The sequence below is a fragment of the Ferrovibrio sp. genome (assembly GCF_019636075.1).
Classification (GTDB): domain Bacteria; phylum Pseudomonadota; class Alphaproteobacteria; order Ferrovibrionales; family Ferrovibrionaceae; genus Ferrovibrio.
Genome location: NZ_JAHBYG010000006.1, coordinates 1 through 10,840, shown reverse-complemented (window position 1 = coordinate 10,840; position 10,840 = coordinate 1). Strand labels below are relative to the sequence as shown.

Here is a 10,840-nt window from a genome sequence, read left to right as displayed (position 1 = left end):
CATGCTGCGCTTCCTGGCCCGTATCTTCCGCCTCGGCATCAAGGAATTGCGCAGCCTGCGCGCCGATCCCATACTGCTTGGGTTGATCGTCTACACCTTCACCTTCGCGGTATACGCCGTGGCAACGGGCGCGAAATTCGAGGTGGAGAATGCCGCCGTGGCGGTGGTGGATGAAGACCGTTCGCCGCTATCGCGCCGCTTGCAGGATGCGATCCAGCAGCCCTTCTTCAAACCCCCGGTACTGATAGACGCCCGTCAGATCGATACGGCGGTGGATGCCGGACAATATGTATTCGTGATCGAGATACCGCCGAAATTCGAACAGGATGTGCTGGCCGGGCAATACCCATCGGTACAGATCAATATAGATGCCACAGCCATGTCGCAGGCCGGCAATGGCGCGGCCTATCTGCAAAACATCATCTACCAGGAAGTGGCTGCCGCCCTGCCTGGCAGCACCCAAGCCTTGCCGATCGATCTGGTGGTGCGGGCGCGCTTCAATCCCAATCTGAAATCCGACTGGTTCACCGCCGTGATGCAGGTGATCAACAACATCACCATCCTGGCGGTGATCCTGACCGGCGCCGCGCTGATCCGCGAGCGCGAACATGGCACCATCGAGCATTTGCTGGTCATGCCGGTAACGCCCATCGAAATCATGCTGGCCAAGATCTGGGCCAATGGCCTGGTGATCCTGGCCGCAGCCAGCTTTTCGCTGATCGTGGTGGTGGAAATCCTGCTGGGCGTGCCGGTATCGGGTTCGATCCCGCTTTTTATCACCGCATCGGCGCTCTACATGTTTTCGGTGGCTGCCTTGGGCATATTGGTGGCCACCATATCCACGTCGATGGCGCAATTCGGGTTGCTGTCGATCCCGCTGCTGATGGTGATGAATCTGCTTTCCGGCAGCACCACGCCGATGGAAAGCATGCCGGATTGGCTGCAAACCGCCATGCAGGTATCGCCCGCGCTGCATTTCGTTGGTCTGGCCCAGGCGATCCTGTATCGCGGCGCCGACATCGCCATCATCTGGCCGCGCATGATTGCGCTGGGTGCCACCGGCGTGGTGTTCTTCGCCCTGGCCGCACTGCGTTTCCGCAAGGCGCTGCTCACAGCCCAGTGAACATCAATTTTTGTGTGGAACAGGCTGCGCCATTGATCTAACGCAAGGCGGCTTCCGCTGCGCGCGATTAAGGTTTCTCCCGTATCAAACGAAGGAGAGTTCTGTGATCCGCGACGTTGAAGGCGACATCCTCTTGAGCCAGGCCGATATCATCGCCCATGGCGTGGCGCCGCATGATCATTTCGATAGCGGGCTGGCCTTGGCCTTGCGTGAACGCTATCCGGCCATGGCGAAGGATTTCCGGCATTACTGCCAGCAGAACCATCCCAAGCCCGGCGAAATCTGGTCATGGGCCGGCGCCAAGCCGGAGGGCGGCACCGTGCGGATCATCAACCTGCTGACGCAGGAACCATCGGAAGGCGCCGGCGGCAAACCCGGCAAGGCCAGTCTGCCGAATGTGAACCATGCCTTGAAAGCGCTGGCGCAAATGATCGGCGATGAAAAGCCGCGCAGCGTGGCGCTGCCCCGGCTGGCCACCGGCGTGGGCGGCCTGGATTGGGCCGATGTGCGTCCGTTGATCGAAAAGCATCTGGCCGGTCTGGATGCGGAGGTGATCCTCTACACGACCTACCGCAAGGGCGTGGCGGCCTGAATGTATGGCCGTTTCTTGCCGTCAGACCCCATGGCGGCGCGACCGGCCAAGCCAGACCAGCAACAGACCGGCAGCGGCGAGCAACGCGCCCGCAATCGGAATCGCGGCATAGCCCAGGCCTGCGCTGATCACCGCAGCGCCGATGGCAGCCCCCAGCGCATTGCCGAGATTGAACGCGCCCACATTGATCGAGGAAGCCAGACCGGGAGCTTCAGCAGCGGCCTGCATCACCCGCATCTGCACCGGCGGCACGATGGCAAAAGCCGCCGCGCCCCATACCAGCAAGCCGATTGCCGCGCCCAGATGACTGGCGAAAACCACCGGCAGCAGCAGCATGATCAATGCCAGCGCGGCCAGGAAAATCTTCGTGGCGCGATCCAGCGACCAATCGGCCAGCCGCCCGCCCAGCATGTTGCCCAGGGTGAAGCCGACGCCGATCAACACCAGACCAAGGGTGACGAAGGCATCGGATGCGGCGGTAAGCTCGGTCAGGGTCGGCGCCACATACGTATACAGCGCAAACATCGCACTGGCACCGAGCACCGTGGTGGCCATGGCCAGCAACACGGCAGGCCGCACCAGCACGCGCAATTCGCGGCGCAGATCGGGGGCTTTGCCAGGCCGGCCCTTGGGCAAAGCCAGCCATAACGCCGCAATCGCCAGCAGCCCGAGCAGAGCCGTGCCGGCAAAGGCCATGCGCCAGCCGATCTGCTGACCGATCCAGGTGGCCGCCGGCACGCCGCCCACATTGGCAATGGTGAGGCCGAGAAACATTGTCGCAATCGCACTGGCCTGCTTGTCTTTCGGCACCAGATTGGCCGCCACCACTGCGCCGAGGCCGAAAAACGCCCCATGATTCAGGCTGGTGACCAGACGCGCCAACAGCAGGGTGAAATAGCCCGGCGCCAGGGCCGACATGATATTGCCGATGGTGAAGATGCCCATCAACAGCATCAGCGCGCTCCGCTTGCCCAAGCGGCTGAATGCCAGAGTCATGATCGGCGCTCCCACCATCACGCCGATGGCATAGGCGCTGATCAGCAACCCCGCCGTGGGGATCGAAACATCCACCCCCTGGGCAATCACCGGCAGCAGGCCCATGGGAGAAAATTCGGTTGTGCCAATGCCGAAGGCACCGATCGCCAGGGCAAAAAGTGCCAGGCCGGCATGACGTGGCGGCGTGTCGGGCAGATCGGACGATTCGCCGCGCAGGGCGGAGGCTTGTGTGATCGCATTCATGGGAAGGCTCGTTTTTAGGGGCAGGTTTTTGTGTATTCCTGGATATAACCCCCGGTATGGTGCTTGAATATCCAGCGCGGAGCCACATCATCTGTGAAATGAAGTCACAAATGAGGGCGCCATGGATAACCGTACCGGCGAAATGCAGGTGTTTTTGCGGGTGGTGGAAGCCGGCAGCTTTTCCGAAGCCGCTCGCCTGCTGCGCATGACGCCCTCCACCATCAGCAAGTTGATCGCCCGTATCGAAACCCGGCTGGGGGTGCGATTGCTGGAACGCTCCACCCGCCGCCTTTCGCTCACTGCCGAAGGCCAGATTTACTATGAGCGCAGCCAGGCCCTGTTGGGGGAACTGGATGAGATCGAACGCGCGGTATCGCAGGGTGCAACAGCCACCGGCGGCATCATCCGGATCAATTCCTCGGTGCCGTTCGGCATGCATGGCCTGGAGCCTTTGCTGCCGGCCTTCTGGCAGGCCTACCCGAATATCGCGGTAGACCTGTCGCTATCCGATGAAGTGGTGGATTTGTATCTCGACCGCACCGATATCGCCTTCCGCTCCGGCCGGTTGCCATCTTCGGGCATGATGGCGCGGCGGATTGGTGTGCCGCGTCGGCATATCGTGGCCTCGCCCGCCTATCTGGCCCGCCATGGTATTCCGAAAACGGCGAACGAGCTGGCACGGCATATTTGCCTGAGCTTCAATTTCCGCCGCATTGCCCCGGTCTGGCCATTGCGTGAAAACGGCCGCGCGGTCGAGCGCAGCGTCAACAGCCTGCTGCTGGCCAATAACGGCGAAACGGTGCGCCAACTGGCGCTGGCCGGCGCCGGACTGGCCAGGCTGGCGGAATATCATATCCGCGACGACCTGGCCGCCGGTCAACTCGTGGAAGTGCTAGGCGATGCGGTGGAAAACGACGAAGAGGAAATCCACGCGGTTTATCTGGGCGGACCGCATCTGCCCCAGCGAGTGCGGGCGTTTCTGGATTTCATGGTGCCGCGCCTGCAGCAATTCCTGCATCCAGGCTGAGGCAGCAACGCTCTGCCATCAACGCTCCTTGGGCATATCCATGCCATGCGGGGCGCGGAAGCCCACCTGCACGCGATTCCAGAGATTGATCATGCCGATGGCATAAGACAGCCAGGCTAGTTCATCGGCGTTGAATTCGGCCGAAACCGCCTGCCAGTCGGCTTCCGGCGCATGGGTTTGTGCCACCAGGGTAAGCGCTTCGGTCCAGCCCAGCGCCGCCCGCTCGCGCGCCGAATACAATGTGCTGTCGCGCCAGCCGGCCAGCAGATGCAGGCGCAATTGCGTCTCGCCATCCTTCAGCGCCTCGGCGGCATGCATCTGCAGGCAGAAGGCGCAGCCGTTGATCTGCGAAGCGCGCAGCTTGATCAGATGCAGCAGCGTATGCTCCAGCGGGCTTTCCTTCAGCGCCATCTCGAATCCCAGCAACGCCTTGTAGCCGGGGGCCGCGCGCTTGAAATGATCGGTCATGCGAGGGGTCATGGCTTTCTCCTTTTTAAACACCATGACAGCTAGACGAGCCTGACAGCCCCGCTGTGACAGGAAACCAAGAAACAGCCGAAGATTTTCAAGGCCGCCGGCATTTTTCTTCAAGAACCGCGATTCCGAGACCGGTTTCCCGATCTCGGAACCCATTTCGCAGCCTCACTCCAATTTGACGCGACCGCTGGCGAAGATCGGAGCAAACAACTTCATATCCTCGGCCACGGTTTGCGGCAGGGCCTCCGGCGGGCTGGCTACCAATTCGTAGCCCTGGCTGACCGTCATCTTGCTCACCGCCTCGGATTTCAACGCCTGCACATAGGCCGCATTCAGCTTATCCTGAAGCGGCTTGGGCAGCCCCGGCGGCGCGATGAAACTGAGCCAGCCGATGGCGGAAAACTGGTCCAGCCCGGCCTCCTTCAAGGTCGGCACATCGGGATAGACCGACCAGCGCACCGGACCCGTGGTGGCCAGCACACGCAGTTTGCCGCTTTCCATCAGCGACTTGGAAGCGCCGCTGATCATCATGAAATCGACATGGCCCGCCACCAGATCGGCCACGCCCGGCGCCTCGCCGCGATACGGCACATGAACCGCTTCGGCGCCCAACTGGTTCAGAATGCTTTCCACCCAAAGGTGATAGCTGGTGCCGATGCCGGCCGAGCCGTAGCTGAGCTGCTTCTGCTTCACCAGCGCGGCGAATTCCTTGAAGGTCTTGGCCGACACCTTATCGGGATTCACCGCCAGCGCCGAATAGGTGCGCACGGCGATGGTGATCGGCGTGTATTGCTTCGACAGATTCTCATAGCGCTTGTCGATCAGCGGCAGCAGCGACAGCGTGGCCGGCACCGCGATACCGATGGTGTAGCCATCCGGCGCGGCGCGGGTGATCGCATCGGTGCCGATACGACCGGCGGCACCCGGCTTGTTATCCACCACGATAGGCTGCTTCAGGATCTGCGCCGCCTCCGCCGAGGCGGCCCGGGTAACGCTATCGGCAAAACCGCCTGCGGGATATGGCACGATCATGGTGATCGGCTTGTTCGGCCAATCGTTCTGCGCCTGACCGGTGCCTGCCGTCAGTGCGAATACCGCGCCCAGGGCGAGCGCAAGCATTGTTTTGGACATGTTTTCCTCCGCTTTATGTTTTTTAACTCACTCAATCGAATGCAAGCTGTGGAATGCAAACTGGCGCCTTCAGCTATTCCGGCCTTCCGCCGCGCCGATCCAGCGTGCCAGGCTAGCCGCCAGCAGCGCGGGCTGTTCCAGCGGCAATAGATGCCCCGATTCCGCGATGGTTTCGAATACGGCATGAGGTGCGGCATCGGCCATTTTTTGCATCAAAGCCGGCGGCACCACCCGATCCTCCCGCGCCGCCGCCAGCAATACAGACCTGCCGGAATTCGTCAGCAATGCGGTACGATCCGGCCGCGCCATCATCGCCCGGGCATGAGCGATAAGACGCTGGGCGCCATAATCGGCAGCCAGTTTCATGCGCAATTCCACCAGAGCGGCATCGGCAGCGGCTTTCGGATGCATCACCACCGCGCCCTGGCCTGCCACCAGCTTCAGATGCTCACCCCGCTGCGCAGCCGCAATGGCGGCCTCGCGCGCCGGCCGCTGCTCGGGCGTATCCGCGAAGGAGGCCGAGGCGATCATGGCTATGCCGAGCACGCGTTCGGGAGCGCGTTCCAACATCGCCAGAGCGACATAACCGCCGAAGGAGAAACCGCCGAGATAGAACCGCGCGGGCAAACCGGGCAGCAATGCATCGGCAATGGCCTCCACGCTTTCCAGCGGCGGGCAGTCCAGCGCAAGGCCGCGTATGTTCGCGGGCAACGCCGCAATCACCGCATGGAATGTCTCGGCGGTGTTGTTTACGCCGGGCAACAGAACCAGATCAGCCATGCATCAAGCCTCAGGCGACGCTGCGTTCGCCATGGATGCGCTCGCCTTCCACCCAGCAGGCATGGGTGCCGATGCTGATCCGCTCGGGCAGCAGAATGCGCGCAACCGGCGCGGCATCTATATTGGCTGCATCCAGGATCAGGCATTCAGAGGTGTTTTCCTTCATATCGGCAACGAAAGTGATGAGATAACCATCATCCTCCGCCTTGGCGCCGATGCGACGCGCCACCTGCGGCTCGCTGCCATAGCGGCCTTCGCCATATTCATGGCGCTGGGTCTGCCCGGTCTGCAAGTCGAAACGCTTCAAGCCGGAAAACAACCAATCGCCCTTCTTGTAGAGAACATTGTAGCTGTAGCGGTAAGGCCGGCCGACGAAATCGTTGCTGCAAACCGGAAATTCCGTGATCTCGTCATCCAGATACTGCTCGCGGGTCTGCCCGGTTTTCAGGTTGAAACGCCAGCGATGCATCTTGGTCGGGTTGTTATGCTTGTCCAGATTCGCGCGGATGCGCTCGTAGACATTCTCCGTCGCCCCCACAGGCGGCTTCTTGAAATCCGGCATGATGCAGCCATCCATCACCACTTCATCGCCTTCTTCATAGCAATTGGTGAGGTGCAGGATGAAACAGGGCGAAGCCTCGAACCAACGGACTGTTTTACCATCGCCATGGCGCGGAATGACGCCGAAACGCGCCGCCTGATCGCGGTTGAACACCAGGTTATGCTGGCCCTGCTTCAACCCCTCCGGATCAAAATACAGCGGCAAGTCATGCAGGATGGTGTAGTTGCGGGTGATGCCGAGATCATGCGGCCAGCGTGCGCCGGGCAGTTCCACCGCCGTGTAATGCACCAGGCGGTTTTCGCGGTCGATCACGCCGTAATGCATGTAGGGCCAATGTTCCGGATAGTTGAAGAACATCATCTCGCCGGTTTCCGGATCCACCTTGTAATGCGAGGAAAGCCCATCTGGCACCTTGCGGGTCCAGGCCGGATCGGGACCGAGGGTTTCCAGCGTGATCGGATCGAGCCGCCAGGGTTCGCTGCCTTGCGACATCGAAGCCAGTAACTTGCCTGCATGGCAGATCACATCGGTGCCGGCATTATCCTTCATGGAATGCATCGCGCCCCAGCCGCGCAACGAGCCCAGATGCGGCTGCAGCAAGCCCGGCCAGAGCGAACGACCGGCCGCCTGCTCGGCATAGAAACCGGTGGTGCGCACGAAACGATTGCGATAGACCGCACGGCCATTTTCGAAGCGCATGGCATGCAGCATGCCGTCGCCATCGAAGGGATGATACGTGCCCATCGGCTCATGCACCTGGTTATGCGTGTTGCGCACATAGATGCCGTGCAGATCCTTCGGTATCTCGCCGATTACCTTCAGGCTGTCGGAATCGGCGGTATATTCCTTGCTGTTCGGCTGAAACGGCCCCAGCAGGAAAGGATTGTCGGTATCCGGGCGGAGCGTAAGGTTGATTTCCGCATCGACGTTCAGCATGGCTTTCTCCTCGCTTGCTCACGCCACGCGGCGTTTGAGAAAATCGAACAGGGCTTTATTGAATGCATCCGGTTTTTCCGCCCAGGCATAATGGCCGGCACCAGCGATGGCGGCGAATTCCGCATCCTTGATCATGTCGGCCAACTTCTGCATGTTGGCCGGCGAACCGACCGGATCATGCTCGCCGGCGATGCACAAAGTCGGCGCCTTCACCTGCGCCAGAACCGGCGTGCCGTCATAACTGGCAATGGCCTGCAGCGCGGCACGGAACGTGGCCGATGGCGTACCCGCCGCGGTTTCCACGATCAAATCCACCAGCGGCCCGCTCGAACCCGGCGCCATCATGGAGCGCACCAGCGGGATTGCCGCATCGGCCAGGGTGGCCCCCATGTTGATCGGATCGAGACGCTTCTTCATGAAGTCGTCCTTGAAATTCGCACCGCCCTGAGCCAGCGAAGCCATGGTGGCCGACAGCACCATCCCCTGCACCAGATCCGGATAGGCAGCCGCCAGTTTCGGTGCGATCAGGCCGCCCATGCTGTGGCCGAAAACCACATTGCACTTGCTGCCGCGTGCACGGATCAATTGCGCAGCCGCATCGGCCAATCGCTCGATGCTGTATGTGCCTTCGGGCAGGGGACTGAGGCCGTAGCCGGGCGCGTCCCACGCAATCACGCGATAGCCGGCCTGGGCAAGCGCTGCGATTTCGGGCCGCCAGTATTCCTTCGCGCCATAACCGCCATGCAACAGGAATACCGTAACCGGGCCATCGCCCGTCGCCATATAATCCGCCAATCGTTCGGCCATCCCACCCCTCCGTTCTATACTTTTCAATCGCGCAGGCGATGCACGCCGCGCCGTCCGCCGATACCGACTTCCAGCCGATAAACCATCTGCCGCAGAGCCGGTCCGATCTCGTTTTCCAGCGCCGCCTGCTTGATCAGGAAAGACGGCCCGCCGCACATGAAACTGTAGATGCCGCTGCCATTGGGCATCACCAGCGGCACCGCCACGGCATTCACATCGCGCTGCCAGGATTGCAGCGACACCACGAAACCCTGACGGCGGAATTGCTCCTGCCCCTGCGCGATCGCAGCTTTCGCCGCCGGCCAATCCTTGCCGCGCGCCTGCTTCAAATCGGCCAGCAAGGCCGTTCGCTCATCGGCGGGCATGACGGCAAGATAGGCACGACCCAGTGCCGTGCTTTCGATCGGCACACGCGAGCCGACATCGGTGGAAAGCGTGATCGCAGACGAACTGCGCGCCATTTCGATGAACACGATATGATTACGATCCCGCGCCGCCATGCAGCACACGGCGCCGAAACGCTCGGCCAATTCCAGCATCTGAGGGCGGGCGAGCTGTCGGATATCCAGGTTGTTCAACATGGTGCGCGCCAGGGCAACCACGCCGGCACCGATGGTGTAACGGCCGCTGCGTTCCACATAGGTGAGGAAACCGAGGCGAGCCAGGGTATAGGTCAGCCGCGATACCGTGGCCTTTGGAAGGCCCGTACGCTGCACGAAATCTTGGTTGCCGAGTTCTGCATCGCCCTCATCGAAACACCGCAGAATATCGAGACCACGGCCCAGGGCAGCGACGAACTGACGATCCGCCGCACCGGCTTCATCCTCAGCCGTCGCTTCGGGCAGCCTTAGATGGCGTGCGCGCTGGTTGGTGTTCATGGGCGTTTCTCCTGTGCTGGATGCTAGAGGGCCGGCAATCGACCCGCAAATAAAATGGAACTTAGTTCCGCAATGCGGAATATAATTTATAATTATTTAAATTTAATAATATATTTATCAAAGAAGTAAGCTGAAAAATCGCTTCGAGATTTCCGCCGACTAGAGCACAAGACGCATGCAAAAGCCCCGGAAGCAGAACTTCCGGGGCTTTTTATCGATGACAATGAACAAAGTGCGCTGGTTGAAGGGCTAGATCGCCTTCTTGAGCAGATCGCCAAGCGCCGTGAAGAAGCCGTCGTAATTTTCGAACGGAATCATATGGCCCGCATCAGGCACCCGAGCAATGGCAATCCCCGGCAGCAAGCGCTGTATTTCCGTTTCATCTTCGGAACGGATCACATCGCCGCGGCTTGCCACCATCAACGCGGTCGGGCAACGGATATGCGGCAGGTCGGCATGCACATCATCCTCATGGAAACTGCGATGGGTTTCCACGATGGCACGCTCGTCGCAGGTATGCACCCATTCCGCACGCAGCCTTACCAGTTCCTCTGGCCAGCTGGTTTTGCCCTGTAGTACATCATAGGCATTGCCCTGCTCGGCGTGGCGCAGCAGATCAAGATAAGGTTGCAGCGGCATCGGATAAGGCCGGCGACCAGGCCCGCTGACCGGCGGATCGAGCAACACCAGATGTTCGAGCGGCATGGCGGCATGGCGTGCGGCACGCAGAATGATGCGCGCCCCCATGGAATGGCCCATCAGCACGAAACGGTCGAACTTCATCGCGGCGGCAAAGCCCGCCACATCGGCGGCACAGGCATCGAGGCCATAATCGAGATGCGCTCCGCTTTCAGACAGGCCGCGCCCGCGCACATCCATTACATAGGTATCGTAATGCCGGCCAAGCCGACGGGCAACAAAACCCCACATCGCAGCCGGGCTGGTGATGCCGGGCACCAGAACCAACGGCATACCGGAGCCGCCAAACCGCAGATAATGCTGGCGAATGCCATTGGCGCGCTGATGAGCGCCATACAGGAATGTGTTATCAGCAGACATATAAACCCGCTCCTTCAGCAATAACCCGCGTCAGCGACCGGGGGCGCGCATTTCCGGGATCAACACCTCGCCATCCTTCAGCACCTGCTGGCCATCGAGAAACAGGCTGCAGCCGCGCAACGGCATGTCGAGATGGCAGGGCGTATCGTTGTCTCCGCCGAGCTCGGTATTCGGACCGGTGGAGAACAGCACGTTGATCTCCCCCCATTGAAGTGGTCCGAGTTGATGT

General features: G+C 61.1%; 11 protein-coding genes and 1 pseudogene. 3 read left to right on the top strand and 9 right to left on the bottom strand.

Annotated elements, in window-relative coordinates; all coding sequences use genetic code 11:
- Window position 1: 1 nt before the first annotated feature.
- Together KF827_RS04285 and KF827_RS04280 are read left to right on the top strand one after the other, a co-directional pair.
- Complete coding sequence (locus KF827_RS04285; RefSeq protein ID WP_291000689.1) at window positions 2–1,123, top strand: ABC transporter permease; 1,122 nt, start codon at window positions 2–4, stop codon at window positions 1,121–1,123.
- Window positions 1,124–1,226: 103 nt separating this feature from the next.
- On the top strand, window positions 1,227–1,715 hold the full coding sequence (locus KF827_RS04280) for a macro domain-containing protein (protein WP_291000686.1): 489 nt from the start codon (window positions 1,227–1,229) through the stop codon (window positions 1,713–1,715).
- A gap of 21 nt (window positions 1,716–1,736) precedes the next feature.
- On the opposite strand, the gene KF827_RS04275 is transcribed toward KF827_RS04280, so the two are convergent.
- Complete coding sequence (locus KF827_RS04275) at window positions 1,737–2,954, bottom strand: MFS transporter (RefSeq protein ID WP_291000681.1); 1,218 nt, start codon at window positions 2,952–2,954, stop codon at window positions 1,737–1,739.
- 121 nt (window positions 2,955–3,075) lie between these two features.
- Here KF827_RS04275 and KF827_RS04270 point away from each other — a divergent pair, with 121 nt between their 5' ends.
- A complete protein-coding gene (locus tag KF827_RS04270; protein WP_291000678.1) occupies window positions 3,076–3,981 on the top strand; it encodes a LysR family transcriptional regulator in 906 nt (301 codons plus the stop codon).
- An 18-nt stretch (window positions 3,982–3,999) separates the two neighbouring features.
- Here KF827_RS04270 and KF827_RS04265 read toward each other — a convergent pair whose 3' ends face one another.
- From KF827_RS04265 to KF827_RS04230, 8 genes and pseudogenes are all read right to left on the bottom strand, one after another.
- Window positions 4,000–4,461 carry a carboxymuconolactone decarboxylase family protein gene (locus KF827_RS04265; protein WP_291000675.1) on the bottom strand — a complete coding sequence of 154 codons (462 nt, stop codon included), beginning with the start codon at window positions 4,459–4,461 and terminating at the stop codon, window positions 4,000–4,002.
- Window positions 4,462–4,623: 162 nt separating this feature from the next.
- The gene (locus KF827_RS04260; RefSeq protein WP_291000672.1) at window positions 4,624–5,589 is read right to left on the bottom strand and encodes a tripartite tricarboxylate transporter substrate binding protein; all 966 of its coding nucleotides are present in this window, start codon (window positions 5,587–5,589) and stop codon (window positions 4,624–4,626) included.
- 69 nt (window positions 5,590–5,658) lie between these two features.
- A complete protein-coding gene (locus tag KF827_RS04255) occupies window positions 5,659–6,369 on the bottom strand; it encodes an alpha/beta hydrolase (protein WP_291000669.1) in 711 nt (236 codons plus the stop codon).
- Window positions 6,370–6,379: 10 nt separating this feature from the next.
- Window positions 6,380–7,867 (bottom strand): carotenoid oxygenase family protein, encoded by a 1,488-nt coding sequence (locus tag KF827_RS04250; RefSeq protein ID WP_291000666.1) that lies wholly within the window; start codon window positions 7,865–7,867, stop codon window positions 6,380–6,382.
- An 18-nt stretch (window positions 7,868–7,885) separates the two neighbouring features.
- Window positions 7,886–8,674 (bottom strand): alpha/beta fold hydrolase, encoded by a 789-nt coding sequence (locus KF827_RS04245; RefSeq protein WP_291000663.1) that lies wholly within the window; start codon window positions 8,672–8,674, stop codon window positions 7,886–7,888.
- A gap of 23 nt (window positions 8,675–8,697) precedes the next feature.
- The gene (locus KF827_RS04240) at window positions 8,698–9,552 is read right to left on the bottom strand and encodes an IclR family transcriptional regulator (protein ID WP_291000659.1); all 855 of its coding nucleotides are present in this window, start codon (window positions 9,550–9,552) and stop codon (window positions 8,698–8,700) included.
- Between the two features lie 249 nt (window positions 9,553–9,801).
- Window positions 9,802–10,611, bottom strand: a complete 810-nt coding sequence (locus KF827_RS04235; RefSeq protein ID WP_291000657.1) for an alpha/beta hydrolase — start codon at window positions 10,609–10,611, stop codon at window positions 9,802–9,804.
- Window positions 10,612–10,641: 30 nt separating this feature from the next.
- Window positions 10,642–10,840 (bottom strand): annotated as a pseudogene (locus tag KF827_RS04230) (hypothetical protein); the annotation flags it as partial.

Coding starts and splice junctions, on each gene's coding strand:
- KF827_RS04235 (WP_291000657.1), bottom strand. CDS start 10,611: ATGTCTGCTGATAACACATTCCTGTATGGCGCTCATCAGCGCGCCAAT.
- KF827_RS04250 (WP_291000666.1), bottom strand. CDS start 7,867: ATGCTGAACGTCGATGCGGAAATCAACCTTACGCTCCGCCCGGATACC.
- KF827_RS04275 (WP_291000681.1), bottom strand. CDS start 2,954: ATGAATGCGATCACACAAGCCTCCGCCCTGCGCGGCGAATCGTCCGAT.
- KF827_RS04240 (WP_291000659.1), bottom strand. CDS start 9,552: ATGAACACCAACCAGCGCGCACGCCATCTAAGGCTGCCCGAAGCGACG.
- KF827_RS04255 (WP_291000669.1), bottom strand. CDS start 6,369: ATGGCTGATCTGGTTCTGTTGCCCGGCGTAAACAACACCGCCGAGACA.
- KF827_RS04265 (WP_291000675.1), bottom strand. CDS start 4,461: ATGACCCCTCGCATGACCGATCATTTCAAGCGCGCGGCCCCCGGCTAC.
- KF827_RS04285 (WP_291000689.1), top strand. CDS start 2: ATGCTGCGCTTCCTGGCCCGTATCTTCCGCCTCGGCATCAAGGAATTG.
- KF827_RS04260 (WP_291000672.1), bottom strand. CDS start 5,589: ATGTCCAAAACAATGCTTGCGCTCGCCCTGGGCGCGGTATTCGCACTG.
- KF827_RS04245 (WP_291000663.1), bottom strand. CDS start 8,674: ATGGCCGAACGATTGGCGGATTATATGGCGACGGGCGATGGCCCGGTT.
- KF827_RS04270 (WP_291000678.1), top strand. CDS start 3,076: ATGGATAACCGTACCGGCGAAATGCAGGTGTTTTTGCGGGTGGTGGAA.